A 26,355-nucleotide genomic window follows, 5' to 3' on the forward strand; every position below is an offset into this window, starting at 1 on the left:
CCGACATCGGCCGGCCCCGCCCGGTTGGCAGGTGACCCACCGACCGAGCCGGCTGCACAACAAGACCCCCGCCGGGCGAGCGGGTGGCTCGCCCGGCGGGGGCCGGAGACGACAGCCCCCCGCCGGCTGGCGGACCGGCGGGGGCCTGACCTCAGTTGTGGTCGGTGACCGTGAACGGCGCCTCGGCCGTGGCCGCCGACGAGGCGCCGGTCAGGGTGACGCCGGTGGCTCCCGGCGACACCGGACCCGGCACGCTCACGATCGCGTCCGAGATGACGCCGTCGGCGTTGGCTCGCAGGTCGGGGACGGCCAGGCCGCCCAGGACGCCGCTGACGGTCTCGTTCGGGGCGAACCCGGCGCCGTCCACCGTGATCGCGGTTCCCCGGGGGCCCGAGGTGACCGAGAGGCTCACCCGCGGGTGGAACACCGGCTGGGCCGGACGCTCGGCGGCGACGACGGTGGTCGTCACGGCCGCCGGGGCCGAGGCCGGAGCGATCGTCACGCTGAAGGTCGCCGTACGGCTGGAAACCCCGTCCCACGCGGTGACGTGCACCCGATAGACGCCCGGCTGCGCGTACGTGTGCTTCCCGGAGAGCAGCCCGGCCGGGTCGACCGTCGCATCCTGCGGGACCGTGCCGTCACCCCACTGCACGCGGGCATGGGAAGCGCCCGGCGCCGATCCCAACTGGGCCGACAGCTCCTGGCCGGCCGTGCCGGTCCGGTCGGGTCCGGCCGTCAACTCCAGCGGCGGCCGGGGCGTGCCGTCGTCGGCGACCGCGAACACGTGGATCCGCCCGGCCGAGGCGGGGTCGCCGCTCTGGGCCGGCAGGGTCACCGCGACGAGCGTCTTGCCCGCCGGGATCTGATAGGGCGCGGTGGCGAACAGGAACGGCTGGGCGTTGTCGCGGTTGGTCCCCAGCAGTCGGTACGGGGCCTTGGCGACGATCACGTTCCCGTACGACGGGGTGCCGTCGGGGTTGCCCCCGAGGGTCCAGTCGCTCAGTTGGATCGGGAGCGGGGCTGTGCTGCCGTCGCTGAATCGGGCCGTGCCGGTCGTGCTCTGGTTGCCCTGTGTGCCGGCGCCGACGAACGAGATGCTCCGGGCGTCCGAAGGCAGGTCGAGCGCGATCGTCTGCCCGTTGCCGGTCGCGTTGTCCGGCTGCCCGGCCGGCACCACCGGCAGCGTGAACCGCAGCGCAGTCCCCGGCACCGGCACCGGCTTGCCCGGCGAGACGCCGGCCGTGGCCAGCGCAGCGCGCGAGTACGCCCACGACTTGGCGTCGCAGTCGGCCGCGCGCACCCCGTCGTCACCGATGCACGTGTTGTCGAACGCGGCGAGCAGGCCACCGGCCGGCGCGTAGGCCACGTCGACGCCGACCGTGGCCGAGTCCTGGCTGGTCCCGTCGGTCACCGTCACCGCGGCCTGGTAGTAGCCGGGCTGGGCGTAGGTGTGCGACCCGCTCACGTTCCAGACCGCCCGCGAGCCCAGCGTCGTCGTGCCCTCGCTGACCGGCGTGCCGTCACCCCAGTCGATGGTCGCCTTGTACGTAGCCGCCGTGCCTCCGGTGACAGTGGCCAGCGGACTCGAGAGGGCAACCCCCGAGAGCGCCGGAACCTCGGAGGACGCGGTCACGGCGACCGCGCCGCCCCCGAGCTGGACGTCCCCGCCGGCCAGCAGCTCGATCTCGGCCAGGTTGGCCTGGGGCGAACCGGCAGTCCGGCTGACGACCACCCGGAACTGCGTGAAGCGGCCGGGCCGGTCGATCTTGAACGGACGGGTCTGGTTGCGCCACGCGAACGCCTCGCCCCGGCGGGAGTCGAGCGTGCTCCAGGCGATCCCGTCGCGGGAGCCCTGCAGCTTCCAGTCGGCCGGGTCGCCCGCGGCCGCCCCCGAGGTGAGGGTGTACCAGGTCGGCGCCTGCTTGCCCCCGCGGTTGACCCAGGTGATGGTCGGGGCGCCGTCGGGGAACGTCGCCTGGGTGGACGACGAGTCGTCGAACAACGCGGCCGCTGTGGGGGTGCCCAGACCCGGTCCGGTGATGTCCTGCAACGGCTTGGGGACCTCGTTGCCCCGGGTGAGCGAGTCGGGAACGGCGCCCCACGACGACGGGTTCGGTCCCATCGTGAACTCGAGCGTGCCGCCCCGGACGAGCGCGGACGAGTCGAGCGACAGGCTGTGCTGCTTACGGCCGTTCACCTTGAGGCCCTGCACGTACACGTTCCTGGTGCTGTTGCCGGGCGCCTTGACGATGATGTCGCCGCTCTTGCGATGCACGGTCATCTGGCTGAACTGCGGCGAGCCGATGGCCCAGTCGGACGAGCCGACCTGCAGCGGGTAGAGGCCGAGCGAGCTGAGGATGTTCCAGGCCGACATCTCGCCGTTGTCCTCGTCCCCCAGGTAGCCCTGGCCGATCTCGCTGCCCACGTAGAGCCGTTGCAGGATCTCGCGGACGATCGCCTGCGTGCGGGCCGGCGCTCCGGCGTAGTTGTACATGTACGGGATGTGGTGGGAGGGCTGGTTGCTCATGCCGAGCTGACCCAGCCGCACGGCCCGGGCCTCCAGCATCTCGTGGATGATGCCGTTGTAGCCGCCGGGGCGGTCGGCCTTCTCCGGGGTGGCGAAGAACTGGTCGAGCTTCTTCTTCAGCGCGGCGCGCCCGCCGTACAGGTTGGCCAGGCCCTGGCCGTCCTGCTGGGCGGTGAAGGCGAAGTTCCAGCCGTTCGTCTCGGTGTAGACGCCGCCCCAGTCGAGCGGGTCACCGTTGAGGAACGTGCCGGCGGCGTCGCGTCCCTGGAAGAACTTGGTCTTCGGGTCGAACAGGTTGACGTAGTTGCGGGCCCGCTGCAGGAAGTACTGCGACTCCTCCTTCAGCCGGTCGCGCTTGGCCTTCGGGGTGGACGGGTCCTTGGCCAGTTCGGCCGCCATGTTGCCGATGCCGTAGTCGTTGATGAACCCTTCGAGGGCCCACGACACCGACTCACCGGTGCTGGTCGGCGTGTAGCCCAGGAACAGCGACGTCTCGATTCCCTTGCGGCCCACGGCGCTCCGCCCCGAGGCCACCGTCGCGTCCTTCACCGACGCGTCGTAGGCGCTCTGCGCGTCGGGCAACTTCACCCCGTTGAGGTACGCCGAGGCGAGCGCGACGTTCGCGCTGGTGCCGGTCATCAGGTCGGCGTAGCCGGGTGACGACCAGCGGGCGATCCAGCCCCCGTCGCGGTACTGCTGCACGAACCCGTCGGCGATCTTGGCCGCGATGTCCGGGTAGAGCAGCGAATAGGCCGGCCACACCGTGCGGTAGGTGTCCCAGAACCCGTTGTTCACATAGATCTGACCGTCGACGATCTTCGCGCCGGTCTGCGTCGGCGTGGACGCGCCGGCCGCGGGCGACACCGGGCTCGCGTACTGCCAGCGTGGTTTCGCGGCCGTGCCGGTGTTCTCCGACTGCGAGTTCGGATACAGGTTGAGCCGGTACAGGTTCGAGTAGAGCGTGACCAGCTGCGTCTCGCTCGCCCCGCGCACCTCGACCCGGCCCAGCCGGTCCTTCCAGGCCGCGGTGGCGGCGGCCCGGATCTGCTCGAAGCTGCGGCCGGTCACCTCGAGGCCGAGGTTGCGCCGGGCCTGGTCGACCGAGAGGAACGACGTGGCGAAGCGCAGCGTCAGCTGCGTGCCGGCCGCGAGGTCGAAGGTCGCCGAGGTGGGCGACGTCCCGGCCGGCGCCCGGTCGAACGTGCCCGCGTAGAACATGCGGCTTCGCCCGGCGGACAGGCCGCTGCCGTTGTCGACCCAGCCGGTGACCGTGCCGTCCGTGCCGATGGCGAAGGTGCCGTTGCGGAAGGCCAGCGTTCCGGTGGTCTGCCCGGCGAAGCCGAACTGCATGACGCCGCCGTGGTCGGTCGGCGACATCTGGGCGGTCAGGCCGTTCTGCAGCTTGACGCTGTAGAGATCGGGCCGGGCGACCTCGTCGTTGTGGCTGAAGGGCAGGGGCCCGGCGGCGCCGCCGTCCGGCACCGGCATGACCGACATCTGGTTGCGGTCGCCCATCCACGGGCTGGGCTGGTGCGAGATGGCCAGGCCGGCCAGCAGCGGCAGGTTGGCCGGGTTGTTGTCGCGCTGGTAGACGTACTCCCACGAGTCCGAGCCGGCGTCGGTGACCGGCGTCAGGAAGTTGAAGCCGTTGGGCACCGCCGTGATCGGCAGGTTGTTGCCGCGCGAGAAGCCGCCCGACGAGTTGGTGCCGCGGCGGGTGTCGACGAAGTTGGTGAGCCGCGAGTCGTCGATCGGCGTGGCCGCGCCCACGATTGTCAGGTCGTCGATCCACCCCTGGAAACGGGTCGCCGCGGTGGCTGCCGGGTTGTCGTAGGCGAGCAGGATGCGGTCGATCGTCTTGCCGTTGGCGACCGCGCCCAGCTCGGACTGGACCGCGTTCCACTCGTCGGCGAGGAGCACCTTGGACGCACCCTGCCCGGCCGCGGTGAGCGCGTAGCCGTGCTGGTCGATCGCGGACCGCCGGCTGAGGTAGGTGCCGTCGGTGAAGTGCAGGTCGACCGCCGCGTACGTGGACGGGTACTGCAGATTCCCGCCGGTGAGCTCGGGGAAGATCCGGTAGCTCAGCCGCGTACGCGGGCCGACCGGGATCTTCACGTCGAAGAGCTTGTTGGTTCCGTACGCCCGTCCGTCGCCCACGGCGCCACCGGCGTACCGCAGCGAGGCAGTTCCGGTGAAACCGGCCCGCGGCAGCATGTTGGCGCCCCGCGTCGGGCCGGAGCCGACCTCGCTGACCATCGGGGTGGCCGGCGGCCGGACGTCGGAGCCGTCGCTGATGTCCCATTCGGCCAGCTGCACGATCGAGTCACCGGAGTTGGCAATGATGCTGAGCCGGTAGAACGCGTACGGGGTGGGGTTGGTGAAGGTGTAGGTGTTGGTCGCGAGCCGGCCGACGAAGCTCTGGCCGGTCCGCCGGTCGAGGTCGGTCCACTCCGAACCGTCGGCCGAGCCCTGGACGGTGAAGTCCCGGGGATCGCGCCCGGGGGCGTCGTCGGCCGAGGTGAGCGAGTACTTCACGACGGCCACGGGCTTCGCCAGCTGGTAGGTGACGGCGCCCGTACGGCTGAAGGCCAGCCACTTGGTCGAGCTGTCGCCGTCGGTCAGCTTGACCGCGGTCTCACCGGGCGGGTTCTCGGCGCTGGCGGTGACCGCGCTGACACGTTCCAGCAGGCTGCCCGGCAGCGCGACGCGGAAGTTGCCGGTCAGGTTGCCCTGCACCGGTTTGCCCTTGGCGTCGAGCTCCACTGTGCTCGGCGCGGGCTGCTGGTCGGCGGTTTCGAAGGACGAGCTGAAGCTGCCGGGCTTCACTGTGGCGTGCGCCGGGGACACGGCGGCGACAGGTCCCACCGGAACGAGCAAAGCCCCGGCGGCGGCCAGGATCCACTTCATGGGTAACTCCAGGGGGAGCGGGCGCGGCGTGCGCGCCCGGAACGGAGATCGACAGCCTTGCCCGCGCTGACAACGTTGTCAAGAAACAAGCCGGAAACGCGTATCCGACTTTCGGCCGATGCGCAGCGATCTCATGCATGTCGATAGATGGATATTCCTCACGGATTCGTGCCGACGGGCGTCGATTTCACAGGAACCTCACAGCGCTCTCCTTTGGATGGTCCGGCAGCGGCCGCTCCCCCGGGGCGGCCCCGACCGGAAGGACCCCATGACCGATCCGCTGAAGAAGCGCCGCCGGCGTTCACGCCTGATGACGTACGGCGCCGTGGCCGCCGCGCTGGGCCTCACCGCGGCCGGCGTGGGGGTGGCCCAGGCCGCCGCCACCCCACCCCCGTTGTCGTTCGTCGCCGCCACCGGACAGGTGACCGCCGAGCGCTACGACTACGACGGCGAGATCTACCTCTCCCTGGACCTGGGCCTGCACGTCATCGCGGGCAAGGACCCGCTGGAGATCTGGGCCAAGCGCACCGGCTACGACAAGCCGATCAAGGCCGAGCGGGTCGTGGTGCAGAACGGCAAGAAGAAGAAGGTCGAGCTGCCGGCCGGGATGGTCCCCGACTTCAACGGCCTCAAGGACTTCACCACCATCTCGATCGCCGACTCGGCGGGCACGGTGGTCAAGGAGTACAAGACGGCGTTCTGCGGCAACTCGTACTCGTCGGGGCGGACCCGGCCCGACGCTCCCGCGGCCAACCCGTACCCGCAGGGCTGCGGCGGCTACAACCCGTTCACGCTCGGCGCGGTCTGGGGTGTGCAGGCCGGTTGGGACGCCACGGTCGACGACCAGCCCGAGTACGACGAGGCTGAGCCCTTCGACCTGCCGGTCGGCCAGTACACGGCCACCGCGACGGTGAACCCGGTCTACAAGCAGCTCTTCGGCATCCCCGCGGAGCAGGGCACGGCGAAGGTCGGCGTGACCGTGGTCGACGGCGACACCGACCGGGCCGGCCTGGCCCGGATCAAGGCCGCCGACGCCGGCCGGACCGAGAAGACCGACGAGCACTCGATCCACACTGCCGAGGGTGACGCCAAGCGTCAGGTCTCCGCGTTCGTGCCGGAGCTGCGCGCGCCGGCCAAGCGGCCGACCCCGCTCAAGGCCACGCCGACCGGCGGCCCCCGGCCCGACCTGCGCTCGCTGCCCGCGTGGGAGATCGCGCTGGAGCAGGAGGACGGCAAGTGGTACGTGAACTTCGGCGCCACCGTGTGGAACGCCGGCACGTCGCCGCTGCTGGTCGACGGGTTCCGCCGCACCGGCACCGAGCTGATGGACGCGTACCAGTACTTCTTCGACGCCAAGGGCAACCAGGTCGGCAGCCGGCCGGCCGGCACGATGGAGTGGGACAACCGGGAGGGCCACCTGCACTGGCACTTCACCGACTTCGCGCAGTACAACCTGCTCGACTCGACCCAGAAGCTCTCGGTGCGCAGCGGCAAGGAAGCCTTCTGCCTGGCCAACACGGACGCGGTCGACTTCACCATCCCGGGCGCGAAGTGGCGGCCGGAGAACACCGACCTGTCCACCTCGTGCGGCGCCAACACCGTGATCGCGGTGCGTGAGGTGCTCGACATCGGCAACGGCGACACCTACAGCCAGTACCGGCCGGGTCAGTCGTTCGAGGTGACCGACCTGCCCAACGGCACCTACTACATCCAGACGCTGGCCAACCCGGAGAACAAGCTGGCCGAGCTGGACACCACCAACAACTCGGCGCTGCGCCAGATCATCCTGGGCGGCACCCCGGAGGCGCGGACGCTGACCGTTCCCCCGGTGCACGGCATCAAGGGCTGACCCGCTCGCATCCTGAGGGAAGACAAGAGCCGCACACCCCGTCGGGGTGTGCGGCTCCGGTCGTTTCGGGACTAGGCGGTGAAGGGCTGCGCGGAGAGCAGCTTCTGCGTCCAGCCCGCCGTGTCCACCGGGTCGTTGTCGAACCGCTGGATGTCGGTGCCCTTGCCGTCGAACGGCAAGGCGTCCTCGTAGCGGTTCAGGCCACCGGCGGTGGTGCGGGCGTAGTAGAAACCGTTGCCCGGCGAGACGAGGTGGGTGAGCCCGGTCCAGCCGCTCGCGGCCAGTTCGTACCGGGTCCACTTGCCGGCCTCGTCGACGTGGTACGCGATCAGGACGCCGGCGCTGGTGGTGCCGAGGATCCAGTCCGGGCCGGTGGCGGTCAGCGTGGTCAGGCCGAAGCCCGTGCCGACGGTGACGTGACCGGTGATGTCGGCCGCGACCGGCTTGGCCGCCCCGATCTCGTACCGGTGCAACACGCCCGCGGCGATGCCGTAGAGCGACCCGTACCCGTCGTAGGAGAGCCGGTCGTGGGTCCAGCCGCCGGCCAGGTTCACCGGCGCCAAGAACGTCAGAGCCGGCAGCGTGGTCTGCACGTCGACGCGGTAGAGCCGGCCGGCGGTCGAGGTGACCAGCACCGTGTCGTGGTCGAGGGTGGCCATCGCCTTGGTCTCGAAGCCCAGGGTGGCGGCCGAGGTCACGGTGGCCACCCGGTCGCCGGACGCCGAGTCGATCGCGGCGTAGGTCAGGTGACCCGCGGCGTCGGCGCCGAAGACCGACACGTCGGCCGGGCTCTGCGGGAAGGCGCGGAACGGCAGGGCCGACAGCAACGCCTGGTCCCACCCGCTCGCGTCCACCGGGTCGTTGGGGAACGTCGCGATGTCGGTGCCCTTGCCGTCGAACGGCGCCGCGTCGACGAAGCGGGCCAGGCGGCCGGCCGATGTGCGCCCGTAGTAGATGCCGTTGCCGGGCGACACCAGGTGGGTGTAGCCGGCCCAGCCGCTGGTGGCGAGCGAGGCGCCGGTCCACTTGCCGGCCGCGTCGATCCGGTACGAGCGCAGGACACCGGCACTGGTCGCGCCGAGGATCCAGTCGGGGCCGGTCGCGGTCAGCGACTGCAGCGAGAAGCCCGAGCCGACCAGCGTGTTGTTGATGATGTTCCCCGGGCCCGGCTTGGCCGTGGTGACGGTGTACCGGCGCAGGGTGTCGCCCGCGATGCCGTACAGCGAGCCGTCACCGTCGAAGGTGAGCCGGTCGTGTGTATAACCCCGGGCCACCTCGACCGGCGCACCGAAGGTGAGTGTCGGGGTGGCGCCGGTGATGTCGACCCGGTAGAGCACGCCGGAGCCGTTGGTGACCAGCACCGTGTTGACGTTGAGGGTGGCCATCGCCTTGGGCGTGAAGCCCAGCGTCTGGGCCGAGGTGACGGTGGCCCCGACCCGGTCGCCGCTCGCCGAGTCGGTGGCCGACCAGGTGAGCCTGCCGTCGGCGGTGGCGCCGAAGATGTTGACGTCGGCCACGCTCTGCCGGATCCAGCCGCCCAGGTCGTCCAGCCGGGTCTCGACGGCCTCGCGCCGGGTCTCGGTCTCACCCAGGCAGCCGCCCTGCCACGAACGGTCGTGCAGCGCGACCAGTTCCGGGCCGGAGCCGGTGGTCCGCACGGTCGGTCCGCCCGCGTCGCCCTTGCAGACCACGGAGTCGGCGGTGGCGCCGGTGAGGGTCAGGCTCAACGCGCCGACCTCGGTCACGTCGAAGGCGCCGCCGTGCAGGCGGTCGGGCACCCACTGTGTGCGGGTGCGGCCGAAGCCGGCTGCGGTCAGGCGCTCGCCGGCCACCGGGGCGGCCGAGGAGACCGGCACCGGGGTGGTGCCGGCGGCCGGGGTGGCCAGCTTGGCCAGCACGACGTTGCGGCCGGGATGCGGCACGAGCAGGACGACCGGCGCGGTGTGGCCGCCGGTGGCCGTCAGGTCCGTGCGCCCGACGGTCACGGTGGTGGGGCGGGCCGGAGCGCCGAGAGCCACCGGCGCTCCACCGGTGAAACACTCTTTGGCGGTCACGACCCACTGCGGCGCCACCAGAGCGCCGGTACAGCCGAGGTCGTTCTCGCCCGTGCCGGTGTGCACACTGGCGACGAAGTTGTAGGCGGCGTCCGTGACGGGTTCGCCGCCGACGGCGACGGCCGGCGTCGCGGACGCGAGCCCGGCCAGCACAGCCCCCGTCAGGCCGATGAGAAGCATGGGTTTGGGCCGCAGGCCCCGAAGGTGAGTCAACTTGTCCCCGTTGTTGTCGTACGGCGGCGGCCGGTGGCTCGCCGGAGGCGACAGTACATGGGTGAAAGTCGATATGTGGTCCGGCCGGACGGTCGTGCTCGCTGAGAAACTTGTCGATTCGAGGCCGTCCTGGATTCATCCCATCATCCCATGATTGACTGTCGCGGTGTCCACGACTGCCCTCGCCCCCGCCCCGGCCAGGTTGCACCGCGGCATCCTGCTCGCCGTCGCGCTGACCGCCCTCAACCTGCGCACCGCGGTGACCGGATTCAGCGTGCTGACCGGCGAAGCCGGCGACGACCTGCACTTCGGCCCGGTGGTCGCGGGCGCCATCGGCACGATCGTGACGGCCTGCTTCGCGGTGGCCGCGTTCGCCGCTCCCCCGCTGGCCCGCCGCTTCGGCCTGGAACGCACCGCCGCGCTCGCGGTGACCGCCACGACCGCCGGCATCCTGCTGCGGGCCGCCGCCTGGTCGCCCGCCGTCATGATCGTCGCGACGATCATCGCGTTCGCCGGGGTCGGCGCGTGCAACGTCATCCTGATCCCGATCGTGAAGCAGCACTTTCCGCAGCGGCTGCACGCCGTCAGCACGATGTACATGGTGCTGCTGCAGGTCGGCCAGCTGGCGGCCCCGCTGCTCGCGTTGCCGCTGGCCAGCGCGTACGGCTGGCGCACGGCCGCCGGCGGCTGGGCCGTGGTGACCGCGGCCGCGGCCGTGCTGTGGTTCGTCACGATGCCACGCCCGGGCGCCCGGTCCGAGGCAGCCCCGCCGGCGCCGGTGAGCGTCTCCTGGCGTACGCCGCTGGTTCTGGGCCTCATCGGCCTGATGGCCATGACCACGCTGCACGTCTACACGCTGGTGACGTGGTTCCCGGCCATGCTCTCCGACGCCGGGCTGAGCGCTACCGCGAGCGCGCTGCTGCTGTCCTGGTTCGCCGGCCTCGGACTGATCGCGGCCTTCGTCGTGCCCCCGCTGACCACCCGCCTGGCCAACCCGTTCCCCATCGTCGTCGTGTGTGTGGCGCTGATGGGCGTCGGTTACGCCGGCATGCTCGCCGCACCGGCAGCCGGCGCCTTCGTCTGGGCGACTGCCTTCGGGCTGGGGGTGAGCACCTTCCCGCTGTGCCTGACCCTGATCGGCGCCCGCGCGGCGAACTCGCAGAGCGCGTCCCGGCTGTCCGGTCTGGTCCAGGGCGTCGGCTACGGCATCGGCTGCGTCGGGCCGCTGGCGCTGGGCGCGATCCACCAGGCCGCCGACGGTTGGAACCTGACGTACGCGCTGCTCGCGGCCACCCTGGTCGTCACCCTGGTCGCCGGCCGGGCCGCGTGCCGCCCGGTCGCGCCGGCCGCCGGTTAGGCTGCACCCCGTGCCCCTCGACCGCGCCGGACTCGGCACCCGCGTGACCGAACTCTTCCGCTCCCAGGTCACCGACGGCCGCTGGCCGGTGGGCAGCAAGATCCCGACCGAGCCCGAGCTGGTCGAGTGGAGCGGCGCCGGCCGCAACACGGTCCGCGAGGCGATCGGCGCTCTGGTCACCGCGGGCATCCTGCGCCGCGAGCAGGGCCGCGGCACGTTCGTGGTCTCGGCGTCCGACCTGCGCTCGTCGGTCTCGCGCCGGGTGGCGGCCACCTCCCGCCGCGACAGCCTCGAGCTGCGCCTGGCCCTCGACGCCGCCTCGGCCCGCATAGCCGCCCAGCGCCGCACCGCCGCCGACGCCGAGCGCCTCCGCTCCCTGCTGGCCGAACGGGAGGCCGCCTGGACCAGCGACGACCTGCACGAGCGGGTACGAGCCGACTCCGCCCTGCACCGCGCGGTGGTGTGCGCCACCCACAACCCGTTGCTGGAGGACGTGTACGAGGGTTTGCTCGGCGTCTTCGAAGAGGTCCAGCTGCACGACGTGGCCGGCGAGACCGACGACCTGGCCCAACTGCACGCCGACTTGGTGACGGCCATCGTCGACCGCGACCCCGACCGGGCCGCGGCCACCATGTCCACCCTGCTCCAACCCCTGATCAACCAGGCCGCCCCGTGATCGTGCGCAAGGCCGGCCCGGCCGACGTGGCCGCGCTGGCCGAACTGCGCGACATCACCGACCCCGGCCCGTTCGCCGCCTGGATGGCCACCCACGCCGAGTCCCACGTGCCCTTCGTGGCCGAGGTCGACGGCCACGTGGTCGGCTCGGCCTGGCTGCTGATCGCCGAACGCGTACCCGGCAGCGACGCGACGACCCGCCGCTTCGGCGACATCCAGTCGGTCATGGTGCGCGAGGCCCATCGCAACCGAGGCATCGGCGCTGCCCTGATCGCTGCGATCCTGGCCGAGGCCCGCACCCGAGCCCTGGAGCACGTGACCGTCCACTCCGGTCGCCGCGCCGTCGACTTCTACGTCCGCAACGGCTTCACCCACCACCGCCAGCTCCTCCTCTGGGAGTCACTGGCATCCTCGTCCGGGCATTGATCGACGTGATTGACCCCAACAGTCATCCCATGTTTACTGGGGTCACCGCCGCCTTCCCCGAGCAGCTGGTTGGAGCATCCCCATGCACTGGTCGAGAGCCGCCGCCGCCCTCCTGCTCGCGGGCGCCACGCTCGCCGTACCGGCCGCCCCCGCCGCCGCGGCGGGCCCGCTGACCGAAGTCCTCGTGTTCTCCAAGACCGCCGGCTTCCGCCACGGATCCATCCCCCGGGGCATCGCCGCCATCCAGCAACTGGGCACGCAGAACGGCTTCAGCGTCACCGCGACCGAGGACGCCGCCCAGTTCACCCCGGCCAACCTCGCCCGCTACCAGGCGGTGGTCTTCCTCTCCACCACCGGGGACGTGCTCGATCCGGCCCAGCAGACCGCTTTCGAGGCGTACATGAACAACGGCGGCGGTTTTGCCGGCATCCACGCCGCGGCCGACACCGAGTACGACTGGCCCTGGTACGAGAATCTGGTCGGCGCGTACTTCCACTCGCACCCGGCCAACCAGACCGCGACCGTCCACGTCGAGGACCGCGGCAACGCCTCCACCGCGCATCTGCCGCAGTCCTGGTCGCGCTACGACGAGTGGTACAACTACCGCACCAACCCGCGTGACGGCGGCGCCAAGGTGCTGGCGACCCTGGACGAGAGCTCCTACTCCGGCGGCAACATGGGCGCCGATCATCCGATCACCTGGTGCAAGACGGTGGGTGCGGGCCGGGCCTGGTACACCGGGCTGGGGCACACCGACGAGTCGTACGCGGAACAGAACTTCCTGCGCCAGATCCTCGGGGGCATCCAGATCGCGGCGGGCCACCGCCCGGCCGACTGCCGGCCCGAGAGCGGCTACACCCCCCTGTTCGACGGCACCCGGGCCAGCCTCGACCAGTGGCGGCAGGCCGGCCCGGGCGGCTTCACGCTGACCGACGGCACCATCAGCTCGCAGGGCGGCATGGGCCTGCTGTGGTATCCCGTGCGCACGTTCGCGAACTACTCGCTGAAGCTCGACTGGATGATGCCCGGCGACGACAACGGCGGCGTCTTCATCGGCTTCCCCGATCCGCAGGGCGACCCGTGGAAGCCGGTCGACCAGGGCCACGAGATCCAGATCGACGCCACCGACGGCGACCCGTCGCGCACCACGGGCAGCGTCTACAGCTTCGCCGCACCCGACCCGGCGGTGCGCGACGCCGCGCTGAATCCACCGGGATCCTGGAACACCTACGAGATCGCGGTGCACGGCCAACGGGTCGAGATCTGGCTGAACGGCGTGCAGGTCAACGACTACCTGAGCAACCGCGACATCGCCAACGGCTACATCGGCGTCCAGAACGACGGCGCCGGCCTGGACATCAGCTACCGCAACATCCGCATCAAGACCGACGGCCCGTCCCAGCCGCCCGGCGTCGATCTGGCCCGAGGCGTACGCGGTGTGGCGTCCAGTGTGGAGCCCGGCAGCCTGCACCTGGCAGCCAACGCCACCGACGGCGACGCGGGCACCCGCTGGGGCAGCGCCCACAGCGACCCGCAGTGGATCCGGCTCGACCTGGGCCAGGTCCGCACCGTCAACCGGGTCAAGCTGACCTGGGAGGCCGCGTACGCCCGGGCCTACCAGATCCAGACCTCCCCCACCGGCCGCACCTGGACCACCGTCTACTCCACCACCACCGGCAACGGCGGCATCGACGACGTCCCGGTCACCGCCACCGGCCGCTTCGTCCGCGTGCTGGGCACCCAGCGCGCCACGCAGTGGGGCTACTCCCTCTACGACGTCAACGTCTACGGCCCGGCCGGCCTGACATAGCACCTGGGTACCACCAGCGGTCCGGAAGTGCCGCCCCTGGTACCACGATCTTGGTTCCGCGCGAACCTAGCGTTGTGACCATGATTCAGGTACGTGAGGTAACCAAGCGGTACGGCGCCAAGACGGTCGTCGACCACCTGTCGTTCACCGCGCAGCCCGGGCAGGTCACCGGCTTCCTCGGGCCCAACGGCGCCGGCAAGTCGACGACCATGCGGATGATCGTCGGCCTCGACGCGCCGAGCTCGGGCGACGTGCTGGTCAACGGGAAGCCGTACGCGTCGTCGCCCGCGCCGCTGCGGGAGATCGGCGTGCTGCTCGAGGCCAAGGCCGTGCATCCGGGCCGCACCGCGGTCAGCCACCTGCTCGCCATGGCCCGTACGCATGGCATTCCGCGCTCCCGCGTCGACGAGGTCCTCGGCCTGGCCGGGCTCTCCGCCGTGGCCCACAAGCGGGTCGGCGCCTTCTCCCTCGGCATGGGTCAGCGGCTCGGCATCGCCGCCGCCCTGCTCGGCGACCCGGCCGTGGTGATGCTCGACGAGCCGGTCAACGGCCTCGACCCCGAGGGCGTGCTCTGGGTCCGCAACCTGCTGGCCGGCCTGGCCGCCGAGGGCCGCACCGTGATGCTGTCCTCGCACCTGATGACCGAGGTCGCGCTCATCGCCGACCACCTGGTCATCGTCGGCCGGGGCAAGCTGCTGGCCGACACGTCCGTGGCCGACTTCGTGACCTCGGAGGGCGTACGGGTCGTCACCGCCGCCCCCGACGCGCTGCGCGGGGTGATCGCCGCCACCGGCGTCACGGTCACCTCGACCGGCGCCGAAGAGCTGTTCGTCACCGGCATCACCGCCCGCGAGATCGGGCTGGCCGCCGCCACCCGGGGAATCCCGCTGTTCGAACTGAGCCCGCAGAACGCCTCGCTGGAAGAGGCGTTCATGAACCTGACCCACGACGCTGTCGAATACGAGGCCGCCCGATGAAGATCACCGCTGGTGGCGTCGTCGCCGCCGAATGGACCAAGTTCTCCTCCCTGCGCTCGACCTGGGTCACCACCGGCATCTCGGTCCTGCTGCTGATCGCGTTCGGCGCGATCGCCTCGGCCTCCTTCGCGGGCGACAACCTGTCGGCCGTCGACCTGGCCCTGTCCGGCAGCACCCTGGCCGCCCTCGCGGTCGGTGTGCTCGGGGCCCTGCTGGGGGCGAGCGAGTACACCACCGGGATGATCCGGGCCACCCTGGCCGCGGTGCCGCGCCGGCTGCCGGTGCTGTGGTCGAAGAGCCTCGTGGCCGGTCTCGCCGCCGTCGTCGTGATGACCGCGGGCGCCTTCGCCGCCTTCGCGGTGGGCTCGGCGGTGCTCAACGACGAGGTCGGCAGCCTGGCTCTGAGCGACGACGGCGTGCTGCGGGCCCTGTTCGGGGCCGGGATCTATCTGGGCCTGGTCGCGGTGCTCGGCGTCGCGCTGGGCATGCTCGTACGCTCCAGCGCCGGGGCCATCGCGATCCTGGCCGGCCTGCTGCTGATCGTGCCCGGCCTGGCCGCGCTGCTGCCGAACGCGATCTCCGAGGCGATCACCCCCTACCTGCCGAGCAACGCGGGCAGCGCCGTGATGGCCCTGACCCAGTCCGAGGGCGCCCTGGCCCCGTGGACCGGTCTCGCGGTCTTCGCCGGCTATGTCATCGTCACCCTGGTCGCGGCGGCGTACCGGCTCAAGAAGACCGACGCCTGAAGGCTCGTACGAGGAGAATCGGCTGATGAGCGCGCAGGGATGGCTGGTGGACCGGCAGGCGCGGCTGCGCGCGTTCGACCGGCGCCACCCGTGGGTCCTGGACACGCTGGTGGCCGTCCCGATCGTGCTCTTCAGCATCCCCAACCTGATCGAGAAGCCGCTGTCGGCCACCATCGCGACCCTGCTGCTGCTGCCGCCGCTGTACTGGCGGCGGCGGCACCCGTTCCCGGCGTTCCTGGTCACCGCGGCCACCGAGCTGATCCAGGCCTCGCTGGACGTCGGCGTCGGGGCCGGGGTGATCCTGCTCGTGATGCTGTTCGGGGTGGCCTCGCGCGGTTCGTGGCGCGCTATGGCCTGGGCCTCCGGAATCACGGTGGCGTTGTCGATCAGCGAGATCTACTGGCTGAATCCGGTCCCCCAGAACCGCACCGTCACGCTGTTCCTGCTGCTCGGCACGACGATGGGTGCGGTCGCGTCCGGTGTCGCGGTGCGCACGCGCCGGGCGTACCTGGTCGCTCTGGAGGACCGCGCCGACCGCCTGGAAGTCGAACGGGACACGCGGGCCCGCCTGGCCGTGGCCGAGGAGCGGGCCCGGGTGGCCCGCGAGATGCACGACATCGTCGGGCACCACGTGTCGGTGATCGTGGGCCTGGCCGACGGCGCCGCCGCGCTGGCGACCTCGCGGGCCGAGAAGACCGCCGAACCGCTGCAGCTGATCGGGACCACCGGCCGGCAGGCGCTGGCCGAGCTGCGGCGCGTGCTGGGTGTGCTGCGCGACCAGGATTCCGATCCGCAGCTGAGCCCGCAGCCCGGCATCGACGACCTCGACCGGTTGCTGCCGAGCGTGCGGGCGGCCGGGTTGCCGGTCAGCTACTCGACCTCGGGCGAGCTGCAGACCCTCGGCCGCGGCGTGCAACTCGCGGTCTATCGCATCGTCCAGGAAGCGCTCACCAACACCCTCAAACACGCGGGGCCCGGCGCGACCGCGCAGGTCACCCTCGCCGCCTCCGACGGAGAGGTACGGGTCCGCGTCCACGACAACGGCCGCGGCGCCCCCGCTGCCCCCAGCCACGGCCTGGTCGGCATGCGGGAAAGAGCCGCCATGTACGGCGGTGTGGTCACGGCCGGGCCGGCCGAGCGAGGCTGGCTGGTCGACGTCGTCCTCAAGGAGCCCTCATGACCACCGTGCTGATCGCCGACGACCAGCCGTTGCAGCGCCTGGGTTTCAAGATGCTGCTCGACGGCACCCCCGGCATGACCGTGGTCGGCGAGGCCTCGGCCGGCGCCGAGGCGGTGCGGATGGTCGAGCAGACCCGCCCCGACGTGGTGCTGATGGACGTGCGCATGCCCGGCATGGACGGCATCGAGGCCACCCGCCGGATCACCGGGGCCGGTTCACGCACCCACGTGCTGATCCTGACCACCTTCGATCTGGACGAGTACGTGTACGCCGGCCTGCGCGCCGGGGCCAGCGGCTTCCTGCTCAAGGACGCCCGCCCGGAGGAGCTGATCGCCGGCATCCGGGCCGTCGCCGGCGGGGACTCGGTGGTGGCGCCCAGCCTGACCCGCAAGCTGATGAACGCCTACCTGCAGGATTCCGCCCCGCCCGCACACGTGGATCCGTTGCTGGCCACGCTGAGCGAACGCGAGCGCGAGGTCCTCGAGGCGATCGGCCAGGGCGCCACCAACACCGAGATCGCCGAACGCTTCACCCTCACCGAGTCCACCGTCAAGAAACACGTCGGCCGTGTCCTGGCCAAAATCGGCGCCCGCGACCGCATCCAGGCCGTCATTTTCGCGTACGACGACGGCCTGGTCCAACCGCGCGCCTGAGCTCAGTGGAACGGCGGCTCGCCGAACGAGTCGCGGATGCGGTAGAGATCGCGCAGCCGCGGCTCGGTCGTGCCGGACATCCAGCGGCTGATCGTCTTGGTCGACACGTCGAGCCGCCGCGCCGCCGCCTCGATCGTCAGGCCGTCGGCCCGCAGCCGGTCGGTCAGCCAGGCCGCGAAGGTCTGGCTCGGCGGCGGGTCCGGAGCGGGCACCGTCGGCGGCGGCTTCTTCCGTTCGAGCGGAACGAACAAGACGTCGACCTCGGCCGAGTCCGGGAAGATCCGCAGGGACACCTGGATCGCGCCGGCGGCGCCCGCGCCCGCCAGCAGGACCCCGGCCACCCGCTCACCCAGCACCCGCACGTCGTCGTCCGTGATCTGCCGGTCGGTCAGGTGACGGCGCACGAAGTCCCGCACGTCGGGCAGCGCGGCCGGACGGGTCGGAAAGGTTCTTGTCACGATCTCGAGCGGGAGTATCTCGATGTTCTCGGACACGGTAGGTAGCCTACGGAACACGATCGGGTGACCCGCGACCACCACCCGGCGGCGCTACCATCGCCCGATGGCCGATGTGGACGTGCCCGACGTGCTGCACATCCTCTGGATGAACGGCGGCCTGAGCTGTGACGGCGAGTCCGTGGCGCTGACCGCCGCGACCCAGCCCAGCATCGAGGAGATCGTCGCCGGCGCCCTGCCCGGTCTGCCCCCGGTCGCCCTGCACTGGCCCTACTTCGACTTCGCGAGCGGCCCCGACCACGCCGAGGACGGGTTCATCCAGTGGTTCCACCGGGCCGACCGGGGCGAGCTCGACCCGTTCATCCTGATCGTCGAGGGCTCGGTGCCGGACGAGACGAACAAGGCCGAGGGCTATTGGAGCGGCTTCGGCAACGACCCCCGCACGGGGCAGCCGATCACCGCCACCGAGTGGCTCGACCGTCTCGCGCCGCGGGCTACCGCGATCATGGCGGTCGGCACCTGTGCCGCTTACGGCGGAGTGCACGCCATGGCCGGCAACCCGACCGGCGCCCGGGGCGTGCCCGACCACCTGGGGTGGGACTGGCGCTCGAAGGCCGGCCTGCCGATCGTCTGCGTGCCCGGCTGCCCGACCCATCCCGACAACCTGGCCGAGACGATCCTCCAGTTGCTCTACCAGGTGGGCGGTCAGGCGCCGGCGATCGCGCTGGACGAGTCGCTGCGCCCGGAATGGCTGTTCGGCCGCACCGTGCACGAGGGCTGCGACCGGGCCTCCTTCTACGACTCGAGCGACTTCGCGGACGACTACGGCTCGACGAAGTGCCTCGTGAAGGTCGGCTGCTGGGGCCAGGTGGTCCGGTGCAACGTGGCCAAGCGGGGCTGGATCAACGGCGTGGGCGGCTGCCCCAACGTCGGCGGTATCTGCATCGCCTGCACGATGCCCGGGTTCCCGGACAAGTTCATGCCGTTCATGGAACCGCCCGCCGCACCGGGCGCCGGGGAGCCGGAGTACGCGCCGCTGGTCCGCACCCTGCGCGGTTTCACGCTCCGCGTGGCCGGTGGTTGACGCGGGACATCACCCGATCCGGTCGGACACATCTGTCCGGCCACCGCCCTGACCAGCGACGACGCGACCCGCGGGCGGTCAGATGGGAGCGGACACGAGTGGGTCTGGCGCACCCGTGGCGTCGACGGGCAACGTGTTAGCCGGCAACCGGCGAACATGTGACGAGGTGGATTCCCTGATGTGGCGACAAGTATGGACGCGAAGAACGCTGACCGAAGCACCGGTCGAAGGCGGCGGCAGTGCGCGTGGGGGCCACGCCTCCCTGGTGGTCCGCGAGCCCGAGGCCCAGTGGTGGGCCGAGCGGTCGCAGTCGGCGACGACCGTGGCCGCGATTCGCGAAAGCGACCAGTTCGCCCTGGCCCGCCTGGCCGCCCTGGCCACCGTGGACGAACTGCTGGTGGTCCTCGGATCGAGCCGGCGGGCGGCGCAGCACACACTCCTGCACGAGCTGCGCCACCGCCTGCCCCGGCACGGCATCGTGGCGTTGTTCGTCCGGCACCGGCACGGCAGCCTGCTGCGCGACGCCGCCCGGGTGGAGCGATTGCTCGACCTGGGCTGCCTGCCCGTGGTGATCACCGCCCCGGGCGCCCTGAACAACGTGACCGCCGAGATCGCCAGCTACCTGCGCGCCGACCGGGTGCTACGGACGGCCGAGGTCAGCGCGTGAGCCACTCCAACCAGAGTTCGAACTGGTCACCCCGGGTCGCCGAGAGCGCCACCACCTCGCGCGAGCCCAGGTACTTCCGGCACAGGCCGAGGTCGAATTCGACGTACGGCAACAGGTCGAGCTTGTTCACCAGAACCAGGTCGGCCACCGCGAACATGGCCGGATACTTCAGTGGCTTGTCGGTGCCCTCGGTGACCGAGACGACCACCACCCGCGCGTCCTCGCCCAGGTCGAACAGAGCCGGGCAGACCAGGTTGCCGACGTTCTCGATGAACAGCAGGGCGCCGGGCGCCGGGTCGAGCCGCTCGGCCGCGTCGCGCACCATCGCGGCGTCGAGGTGACAGCCGGCGCCGGTGTTGACCTGCACGACGGGACAGCCGGTGGCCCTGATCCGGTCGGCGTCCAGGGCCGTCTCCTGATCGCCCTCGATCACCGCCACCGGCCGGTCGCCGAGGGCTCGCAGGGTCCGCTCCAGCAGCGTCGTCTTGCCCGACCCGGGCGAGCTCATCAGATTGATCGCCCGGATGCCGCGCGCGGCCAGCCATTCCCGGTTGTGCGCGGCGAGATGGTCGTTCTTGGCCAGCACCCGCTCCTCGAGCGTGATCTCGGTGTGCGGGTGGCCGCACCCGCAGGTGGCACACATCGGATCAACCCACCTCCATCGACACGATCTGCAGTTCCCGTCCCGCCGTCACCTCGACGTCGGCGCTCCCGCAGGGGCAGAGCAGGCCGTCGATCGGGCCCGCGGCGCCGCACGCCCGGCACTGTCCGGCGGCCGGCACCGCCAGCATCTCGAGCCGCGCCCCGGACGCAACTGTCCCCTCGGTGGCGAGGTCGAAGCTGAACGACATCGCCTCGGGGACAACGGCGGTCAGGGCCCCGATCCGCAGGGTCACACGGTGGACCCGGCGACCGCCGGCCCGGGAACAGACGGTCTCCACGACACTCTGGGCGATTGCCAGCTCATGCATCGGCTGTCCCCATAAGACACAGGTGGGTACGAAGACACGGAACGGATTGACATCATTACACTACGGGGTCCAATCTGTTACCTGTCTCACACCTCCGGGCCGAGCCTTGACCCTGACTGTCGCAGGGGTCGGTGGCGACCCCGGAAAGCGGTCTGTCATGCCTGATCCCGTCATCCATGTGCTCTGGATGAACGCCGGCTTGAGCTGCGACGGGGACTCGGTCGCGCTCACCGCGGCCACCCAGCCCAGCATCGAAGAGATCGCTCTGGGCGCGCTGCCCGGCCTTCCCCGGATCGCCGTGCACTGGCCACTGATCGACTTCGAGTGCGGCCCGACCGGCGGCGCCGACGACTTCCTGGAATGGTTCTTCAAGGCCGAGCGGGGCGAACTCGAGCCGTTCGTGCTGATCGTCGAGGGGTCGATCCCCAACGAGCTGCTGCACACCGAGGGCTACTGGAGCGGGTTCGGCAACGACCCGCTGACCGGGCAGCCGAGGACGACCAGCGACTGGCTCGACCGGCTCGCGCGCAAGGCCCTCGCGGTCGTGGCCGTCGGCACCTGCGCCACGTACGGGGGAATCCACGCGATGGCCGGGAACCCGACCGGGGCGATGGGCGTGCCCGACTATCTGGGCTGGCAGTGGAAGTCGGAGGCGGGCATCCCGATCGTGTGCGTGCCCGGTTGCCCGATCCAGCCCGACAACCTGTCCGAGACGCTGACCTACCTGCTGTACCAGGCGTCCGGGCAGGCCCCGATGATCCCGCTCGACGACCAACTGCGTCCGCAATGGCTGTTCGGGCGCACGGTGCACGAGGGCTGCGACCGGGCCGGCTACTACGAGCAGGCCGACTTCGCCGACGAGTACGGCTCGCCCCTGTGCATCGTCAAGCTCGGCTGCTGGGGCCCGGTGGTCATGTGCAACGTGCCCAAGCGGGGCTGGATCAACGGGGTGGGCGGCTGCCCCAACGTGGGCGGCATCTGCATCGGCTGCACGATGCCCGGCTTCCCCGACAAGTTCATGCCGTTCATGGACGAGCCACCCGGCGGCAAGTTCTCCACCCTGGCCGTCAGCTGGTACGGCACCACCGTGAAACGCCTGCGCGGCCTCACCACGCAGACTCTCGACCGCGAGCCGAAATGGCGGCGCCCCGGCCGGAAACTGACCACCGGCGCTACCCGCGCCTGGTGACGGGAGGACGACCATGACCACCGAACTCGTCGACATGGCCTGGGACCCGATCACCCGGATCGTCGGTAGCCTCGGCATCTACACCAAGATCGACTTCGCCAACCGCGTGGTCGCCGAGTGCAAGAGCACCAGCTCGATCTTCCGGGGCTACTCGATCTTCATGAAGGGCAAGGACCCCCGGGACGCGCACTTCATCACGAGCCGGATCTGTGGCATCTGCGGCGACAACCACGCCACCTGCTCGTGTTACGCGCAGAACATGGCCTACGGCGTGAAGCCCCCGCACCTCGGCGAGTGGATCGTCAATCTGGGCGAGGCCGCGGAGTACATGTTCGATCACAACATCTTCCAGGAGAACCTGGTCGGGGTCGACTACTGCGAGAAAATGGTCAGCGAGACCAACCCCGGGGTGCTCGAGCGGGCCAACCGCACCGAGTGCCCGCGCGGGGCGGCCCACGGCTACCACACCATCGGCGACATCATGCGCTCGCTCAACCCCTTCACCGGCGAGTTCTACCGCGAGGCGCTGCAGGTCAGTCGCATGACCCGCGAGATGTTCTGCCTCATGGAGGGCCGGCACGTGCACCCGTCCACGCTCTATCCGGGCGGGGTCGGCACGGTCGCGACCATCCAGCTGATGACCGACTACCTGACCCGGCTCATGCGCTACGTCGAGTTCATGAAGAAGGTCGTGCCGATGCACGACGACCTGTTCGACTTCTTCTACGAGGCTCTGCCCGGTTACGAGGAGGTCGGGAACCGGCGTGTCCTGCTCGGTTGCTGGGGCTCGTTCCAGGATCCGGAGGCCTGCAACTTCAAGTACGAGGACATGACCGACTGGGGTCGCCGGATGTACGTGACCCCCGGCATCGTGGTCGACGGCAAGCTGGTCACCACCGACCTCGTCGAGATCAACCTCGGCATCCGCATCCTGCTCGGCTCGTCCTACTACGGCGACTGGTCCGACCAGGAGATGTTCGTGACCCGGGACCCACTGGGCAACCCGGTCGACCGGCGACACCCGTGGAACCAGCACACCAACCCGAAGCCGCAGAAGCGCGACCTCGACGGCAACTACAGCTGGGTGATGTCACCGCGCTGGTTCGACGGCCAGAACTACCTCGCCCTCGACACCGGCGGCGGTCCGCTCGCCCGGCTCTGGTCGACGGCGCTGGCCGGCCTGGTCGACATCGGCTACGTCAAGGCGACCGGCTCGAGCGTGCAGATCAATCTGCCCAAGACGGCGCTCAAGGGCCCGGTCGAGATGGAGTGGAAGATCCCGCGCTGGAGCAACACCATCGAGCGTAACCGGGCCCGAACCTACTTCCAGGCGTACGCGGCGGCCTGCGCGCTGCATTTCGCCGAGAAGGCCCTGGCCGAGATCCGGGCCGGCCGCACCAAGACGTGGGAACCGTTCGAGGTGCCCGACGAGGGCATCGGCTGCGGCTTCACCGAGGCCGTGCGCGGCGTCCTGTCGCACCACATGGTGATCCGCGACGGCAAGATCGCGAACTACCACCCGTACCCGCCGACGCCGTGGAACGCCAGCCCGCGGGACAGCTTCGGCACCCCGGGTCCCTACGAGGACGCGGTGCAGGGCCAGCCGATCTTCGAGGAGAACGACCGGGAGCACTTCAAGGGCATCGACATCATGCGGACGGTCCGCAGCTTCGACCCCTGCCTGCCGTGCGGCGTGCACATGTACCTCGGCGGCGGCAAGAAGCTCGACCGGCTGCACACCCCCACCCAAACCGCCGGGATCGAGTGACCTGTGACCGAGTACGACTGGCGGTCGGCCGCCGCCCGGATCGACAAGCTGGCCGTGGGCGAGCAGGCTGAGGAACTCGTGCGCGTGGTGGCCGACCTCTACGGGGCCGGCCTGGAACGCATGCTCGACCTGCTGCATGAGCGGGGCGTGTTCACCGACGAGGTGGCCGCCGCGTTCGCCGGCGACGACCTGGTGACCGGGCTGCTGCTGGTGCACGGGCTGCATCCGTACGACGCGGCCACCCGGATCGAGGCCGCCCTGGCCGGCACCACGGCCGAACTGGTCGAGGTGACCCCGGACGGGGTGTGCCGGCTGCGCATCCCGCCGGGGCACCGCCCGCACGGTCTGGAGCAGGCCGTCGAGGCGGTGGCGCCCGAGGTCACGCGGATCGTGTTCGACCAGCCGGCGCCGGTCATCCCGGTGTCCGCCCTCTTCTCCCGAGTGGCTCCGAGCTGATGACCGATGCCCCGTTCCGCACCCTCCGCCGCATCGCCCGCAGCCGGGCCGCGCCGCCGGCGGAACGCTGCGACATGTGCGCGGCCCCGGTGACCGCCGGTCACTCCCACGTCGTCGATGTGAGTTCCCGGCAGCTGATGTGCGCCTGCCGGCCCTGCTACCTGCTCTTCACCGACGACGACGCGCACCTGCGCTACCGGGCCGTCCCGGAGCGCTACGTCTCGTTCCCGAATCCCGTCCTCGACGAGCGGGCCTGGGACGAGCTGCAGATCCCGGTCGGGCTCGCCTTCCTGTTCCGCCACTCCGAGCTGGACCGGATGGTCGCGTTCTATCCGGGCCCCGCCGGCGCCACCGAGTCCGAACTGCCGCTGCCGGCCTGGGAACGGCTGGCGGCCGGACACCCCGAACTGAGGACGCTGCGGCCGGACGTCGAAGCAGTGCTGGCCCGGCGCGGCCAGGACGCGTTCCTGGTGCCGATCGACGCCTGCTACGAGCTGACCGGCCGGCTGCGCACGCTGTGGCGGGGTTTCGACGGCGGGCAGGAGGCCCACGCGGCGATCGAGGAGTTCTTCGTGGGACTGGCGGAGCGCGCGTCATGAGCGCGTACGCCTTCGAGGTGCTCGACGTGGCCGCCGAGCCCTACGCCGTCGTCCCCCAGTTGACTGCCCGCCTTCGCATCACCGAACCGGCCGGGCGGCGGATCCACGCGATCGCCCTGCGCTGCCAGATCCGGGTCGAACCGCAGCGCCGCCGCTACGACGACACCGAGCAACTCGCTCTGCGCGGTCTGTTCGGCGAGCCGGCCCGCTGGGGCGACACCCTCAAGCCGTTCCAGTGGATGCAGACGAACACCACCGTCCAGGGCTTCACCGGCGCGACCGAGGTGGATCTGCCGCTGCCCTGCACGTACGACCTCGATGTGATCGGCACGCGATATCTGCACGCGGTCGGGGCCGGGGACATCCCGCTCGACTTCCTGTTCTCGGGCACGGTGTTCCTGCGGGGCGACTCCGGTTTCGAGGTCGAGCAGGTTCCGTGGGTGTGCGAGGCCCAGTACGCCCTGCCTGTGTCGGTGTGGCACGACATGATGGCGTCCTACTTCCCGAACAGCGGCTGGCTGCGGGTGAGCTCGGACGTGCTCGGCGAGCTCACGGCGTACCGCACCCGGCACGACCTGATCAGCTGGGACGAGACCCTCCGGCGCCTGCTACGGGGCGAGCCGTGAGCGCCCTCATCGCGGCCCGGGCGGTGGCCGACGCCGTGCTCTACGAGGGATACCTGCTCTATCCCTACCGGGCGAGCGCGATCAAGAACCGCGCCCGCTGGCAGTTCGGTGTTCTCGGCCCGCCGGCGGCGGTGTCGGCCGAGCCGCCCTCGCTCTCGCTGCAATGCCTGCTGCGTCCGGGCGTACGCCGGGGACACGTCACCATCTACCTCAGGTTCCTGCAGATCCAGGCCCGGGAGTCGCCGGTCTCCTCGGCCGTCGCCGGTGAGCCGCCGCTGGCCGGCTGGGACGAGGCGGTCGACCACGAGATCACCCTGCCCGGCCTCCCCCTGGCCGGCGTCGCGGAGTTCCCCGTCGCCGTGCCGGGCGGCGTCGACGGGCAGCGGCGGCGGTGGCCACTCACCGCCCGCGTGCGGACGACGGTGGAGGCCGACGGCGACCTGCTGCGGCTGACCGTGTCGGTGACCAACGAACACCCGCATCCGGTGGCCACCGGACAGGAGGCGACCCGCCACTCGCTGATCGGCGCCCACCTGCTGCTGGCCGCCCAGGACGCCACCTTCGTCTCGCTGATCGACCCGCCCGCCGCCGCGGCCGGGGCCGCCGCCCGCTGCCACCAGGACCGGTGCTGGCCGGTGCTGGCCGGGCCGGACGACGACCTGCTGCTGGGCGCGCCGATCATCCTCTACGACCACCCGGAGGTGGCTGCGCAGAGCCCGGGCGAGCTGTTCGACCTGACCGAGATCGACGAGATCCTGACGCTGCGGGTGCTGACGATGACCGACGCCGAGAAGGCCGAGGCGCGGGCCACCGACGAGCGGGCCCGCGCGATCGTGGACCGCTGCGAATCGCTCGGCCCGTCGGAGCTGGAACAACTGCACGGCGCCTGGCTGGCCGCCCCGGAAGATCCGTCCGTCGTGATCAACGGCGTCCGCGTGGCCGAGGGCAGCCTCGTCCGGGTACGCCCGACCCGCCGGGCCGACGCTCAGGACCTGTTCTTCGATGGCCAGGTCGCCCGGGTCACCGCGGTCGTCTCGGACGTGGACGGTCACACCCACGTGGCCCTTGTCCTGGTCGACGACCCTGCGGCGGACCTGCACGACTGGTACGGCCGTTACCTGTACTTCGCGCCCGACGAGCTCGAACCGCTGGCGCCGCCCGAATGA

At 71.1% G+C, this 26,355-nt stretch carries 22 protein-coding genes; 17 read left to right on the top strand and 5 right to left on the bottom strand.

The window, feature by feature from the left end; translation table 11 throughout:
* Window positions 1–151: 151 nt before the first annotated feature.
* Entirely contained in the window at window positions 152–5,434 is a 5,283-nt protein-coding gene (locus tag LXN57_RS25580) for a GH92 family glycosyl hydrolase (protein WP_251800753.1), read from the bottom strand.
* Window positions 5,435–5,702: 268 nt separating this feature from the next.
* On the opposite strand from LXN57_RS25580, the gene LXN57_RS25585 reads away from it, so the two are divergent.
* Window positions 5,703–7,283 carry a lysyl oxidase family protein gene (locus tag LXN57_RS25585; RefSeq protein ID WP_251800754.1) on the top strand — a complete coding sequence of 527 codons (1,581 nt, stop codon included), beginning with the start codon at window positions 5,703–5,705 and terminating at the stop codon, window positions 7,281–7,283.
* 71 nt (window positions 7,284–7,354) lie between these two features.
* On the opposite strand, the gene LXN57_RS25590 is transcribed toward LXN57_RS25585, so the two are convergent.
* Entirely contained in the window at window positions 7,355–9,517 is a 2,163-nt protein-coding gene (locus tag LXN57_RS25590) for a trypsin-like serine protease (RefSeq protein WP_251800755.1), read from the bottom strand.
* A 199-nt stretch (window positions 9,518–9,716) separates the two neighbouring features.
* Between LXN57_RS25590 and LXN57_RS25595 the strand changes: the two genes are divergently transcribed.
* From LXN57_RS25595 to LXN57_RS25630, 8 genes are all read left to right on the top strand, one after another.
* On the top strand, window positions 9,717–10,907 hold the full coding sequence (locus LXN57_RS25595; RefSeq protein ID WP_251800756.1) for an MFS transporter: 1,191 nt from the start codon (window positions 9,717–9,719) through the stop codon (window positions 10,905–10,907).
* Window positions 10,908–10,917: 10 nt separating this feature from the next.
* Window positions 10,918–11,583, top strand: a complete 666-nt coding sequence (locus LXN57_RS25600) for a FadR/GntR family transcriptional regulator (protein WP_251800757.1) — start codon at window positions 10,918–10,920, stop codon at window positions 11,581–11,583.
* Window positions 11,580–12,008 carry a GNAT family N-acetyltransferase gene (locus LXN57_RS25605; protein ID WP_251800758.1) on the top strand — a complete coding sequence of 143 codons (429 nt, stop codon included), beginning with the start codon at window positions 11,580–11,582 and terminating at the stop codon, window positions 12,006–12,008. Before LXN57_RS25600 ends, LXN57_RS25605 begins: the two co-directional genes overlap by 4 nt.
* Before the next feature lie 82 nt (window positions 12,009–12,090).
* Entirely contained in the window at window positions 12,091–13,818 is a 1,728-nt protein-coding gene (locus LXN57_RS25610; RefSeq protein ID WP_251800759.1) for a ThuA domain-containing protein, read from the top strand.
* Between the two features lie 80 nt (window positions 13,819–13,898).
* Complete coding sequence (locus LXN57_RS25615; protein ID WP_251800760.1) at window positions 13,899–14,795, top strand: ABC transporter ATP-binding protein; 897 nt, start codon at window positions 13,899–13,901, stop codon at window positions 14,793–14,795.
* Window positions 14,792–15,541, top strand: a complete 750-nt coding sequence (locus LXN57_RS25620) for an ABC transporter permease (protein ID WP_251800761.1) — start codon at window positions 14,792–14,794, stop codon at window positions 15,539–15,541. The genes LXN57_RS25615 and LXN57_RS25620 overlap by 4 nt, the downstream gene beginning before the upstream one ends.
* Before the next feature lie 25 nt (window positions 15,542–15,566).
* Entirely contained in the window at window positions 15,567–16,721 is a 1,155-nt protein-coding gene (locus tag LXN57_RS25625) for a sensor histidine kinase (protein WP_251800762.1), read from the top strand.
* Window positions 16,718–17,374: a response regulator gene (locus LXN57_RS25630; RefSeq protein WP_251800763.1), complete on the top strand. Its 657-nt coding sequence runs from the start codon at window positions 16,718–16,720 to the stop codon at window positions 17,372–17,374. The genes LXN57_RS25625 and LXN57_RS25630 overlap by 4 nt, the downstream gene beginning before the upstream one ends.
* A 2-nt stretch (window positions 17,375–17,376) precedes the next feature.
* Here LXN57_RS25630 and LXN57_RS25635 read toward each other — a convergent pair whose 3' ends face one another.
* A complete protein-coding gene (locus LXN57_RS25635) occupies window positions 17,377–17,868 on the bottom strand; it encodes a helix-turn-helix domain-containing protein (protein WP_251800764.1) in 492 nt (163 codons plus the stop codon).
* Window positions 17,869–17,935: 67 nt separating this feature from the next.
* Here LXN57_RS25635 and LXN57_RS25640 point away from each other — a divergent pair, with 67 nt between their 5' ends.
* Both LXN57_RS25640 and LXN57_RS25645 read left to right on the top strand, forming a co-directional pair.
* Entirely contained in the window at window positions 17,936–18,913 is a 978-nt protein-coding gene (locus LXN57_RS25640; RefSeq protein ID WP_251800765.1) for an NADH-quinone oxidoreductase subunit B family protein, read from the top strand.
* Between the two features lie 178 nt (window positions 18,914–19,091).
* Complete coding sequence (locus tag LXN57_RS25645; protein ID WP_251800766.1) at window positions 19,092–19,580, top strand: hypothetical protein; 489 nt, start codon at window positions 19,092–19,094, stop codon at window positions 19,578–19,580.
* Here LXN57_RS25645 and hypB read toward each other — a convergent pair.
* Both hypB and LXN57_RS25655 read right to left on the bottom strand, forming a co-directional pair.
* Complete coding sequence (gene hypB / locus LXN57_RS25650) at window positions 19,570–20,223, bottom strand: hydrogenase nickel incorporation protein HypB (RefSeq protein WP_251800767.1); 654 nt, start codon at window positions 20,221–20,223, stop codon at window positions 19,570–19,572. The genes LXN57_RS25645 and hypB overlap by 11 nt on opposite strands.
* A gap of 4 nt (window positions 20,224–20,227) precedes the next feature.
* Window positions 20,228–20,551 (bottom strand): hydrogenase maturation nickel metallochaperone HypA/HybF, encoded by a 324-nt coding sequence (locus LXN57_RS25655; protein ID WP_251800768.1) that lies wholly within the window; start codon window positions 20,549–20,551, stop codon window positions 20,228–20,230.
* Window positions 20,552–20,708: 157 nt separating this feature from the next.
* On the opposite strand from LXN57_RS25655, the gene LXN57_RS25660 reads away from it, so the two are divergent.
* The 6 genes from LXN57_RS25660 to LXN57_RS25685 are packed head-to-tail and all read left to right on the top strand — an operon-like array spanning window position 20,709 to window position 26,355.
* Window positions 20,709–21,740 (top strand): NADH-quinone oxidoreductase subunit B family protein, encoded by a 1,032-nt coding sequence (locus tag LXN57_RS25660; RefSeq protein ID WP_251800769.1) that lies wholly within the window; start codon window positions 20,709–20,711, stop codon window positions 21,738–21,740.
* Between the two features lie 13 nt (window positions 21,741–21,753).
* A complete protein-coding gene (locus tag LXN57_RS25665; protein WP_251800770.1) occupies window positions 21,754–23,508 on the top strand; it encodes a nickel-dependent hydrogenase large subunit in 1,755 nt (584 codons plus the stop codon).
* Window positions 23,509–23,511: 3 nt separating this feature from the next.
* Window positions 23,512–23,964, top strand: a complete 453-nt coding sequence (locus tag LXN57_RS25670) for a NifU-related iron-sulfur-binding protein (RefSeq protein WP_251800771.1) — start codon at window positions 23,512–23,514, stop codon at window positions 23,962–23,964.
* Complete coding sequence (locus tag LXN57_RS25675) at window positions 23,964–24,563, top strand: DUF5947 family protein (protein ID WP_251800772.1); 600 nt, start codon at window positions 23,964–23,966, stop codon at window positions 24,561–24,563. The genes LXN57_RS25670 and LXN57_RS25675 overlap by 1 nt, the downstream gene beginning before the upstream one ends.
* Entirely contained in the window at window positions 24,560–25,189 is a 630-nt protein-coding gene (locus LXN57_RS25680) for a DUF6084 family protein (protein ID WP_251800773.1), read from the top strand. The genes LXN57_RS25675 and LXN57_RS25680 overlap by 4 nt, the downstream gene beginning before the upstream one ends.
* Window positions 25,186–26,355, top strand: coding sequence for a hypothetical protein (locus LXN57_RS25685; protein WP_251800774.1), 1,170 nt, complete (start codon window positions 25,186–25,188; stop codon window positions 26,353–26,355). The genes LXN57_RS25680 and LXN57_RS25685 overlap by 4 nt, the downstream gene beginning before the upstream one ends.

It is taken from the genome of Paractinoplanes hotanensis (assembly GCF_023717965.1).
GTDB classification, from domain to species: Bacteria; Actinomycetota; Actinomycetes; order Mycobacteriales; family Micromonosporaceae; genus Actinoplanes; species Actinoplanes polyasparticus.

What these genes read in the sequence shown, in the direction of transcription:
- LXN57_RS25580 (WP_251800753.1), bottom strand. Translation starts at nt 5,434, where the DNA reads ATGAAGTGGATCCTGGCCGCCGCCGGGGCTTTGCTCGTTCCGGTGGGA.
- LXN57_RS25585 (WP_251800754.1), top strand. Translation starts at nt 5,703, where the DNA reads ATGACCGATCCGCTGAAGAAGCGCCGCCGGCGTTCACGCCTGATGACG.
- LXN57_RS25590 (WP_251800755.1), bottom strand. Translation starts at nt 9,517, where the DNA reads ATGCTTCTCATCGGCCTGACGGGGGCTGTGCTGGCCGGGCTCGCGTCC.
- LXN57_RS25610 (WP_251800759.1), top strand. Translation starts at nt 12,091, where the DNA reads ATGCACTGGTCGAGAGCCGCCGCCGCCCTCCTGCTCGCGGGCGCCACG.
- LXN57_RS25615 (WP_251800760.1), top strand. Translation starts at nt 13,899, where the DNA reads ATGATTCAGGTACGTGAGGTAACCAAGCGGTACGGCGCCAAGACGGTC.
- LXN57_RS25620 (WP_251800761.1), top strand. Translation starts at nt 14,792, where the DNA reads ATGAAGATCACCGCTGGTGGCGTCGTCGCCGCCGAATGGACCAAGTTC.
- LXN57_RS25625 (WP_251800762.1), top strand. Translation starts at nt 15,567, where the DNA reads ATGAGCGCGCAGGGATGGCTGGTGGACCGGCAGGCGCGGCTGCGCGCG.
- LXN57_RS25630 (WP_251800763.1), top strand. Translation starts at nt 16,718, where the DNA reads ATGACCACCGTGCTGATCGCCGACGACCAGCCGTTGCAGCGCCTGGGT.
- LXN57_RS25640 (WP_251800765.1), top strand. Translation starts at nt 17,936, where the DNA reads ATGGCCGATGTGGACGTGCCCGACGTGCTGCACATCCTCTGGATGAAC.
- LXN57_RS25645 (WP_251800766.1), top strand. Translation starts at nt 19,092, where the DNA reads ATGTGGCGACAAGTATGGACGCGAAGAACGCTGACCGAAGCACCGGTC.
- hypB (WP_251800767.1), bottom strand. Translation starts at nt 20,223, where the DNA reads ATGTGTGCCACCTGCGGGTGCGGCCACCCGCACACCGAGATCACGCTC.
- LXN57_RS25655 (WP_251800768.1), bottom strand. Translation starts at nt 20,551, where the DNA reads ATGCATGAGCTGGCAATCGCCCAGAGTGTCGTGGAGACCGTCTGTTCC.
- LXN57_RS25660 (WP_251800769.1), top strand. Translation starts at nt 20,709, where the DNA reads ATGCCTGATCCCGTCATCCATGTGCTCTGGATGAACGCCGGCTTGAGC.
- LXN57_RS25665 (WP_251800770.1), top strand. Translation starts at nt 21,754, where the DNA reads ATGACCACCGAACTCGTCGACATGGCCTGGGACCCGATCACCCGGATC.
- LXN57_RS25675 (WP_251800772.1), top strand. Translation starts at nt 23,964, where the DNA reads ATGACCGATGCCCCGTTCCGCACCCTCCGCCGCATCGCCCGCAGCCGG.
- LXN57_RS25680 (WP_251800773.1), top strand. Translation starts at nt 24,560, where the DNA reads ATGAGCGCGTACGCCTTCGAGGTGCTCGACGTGGCCGCCGAGCCCTAC.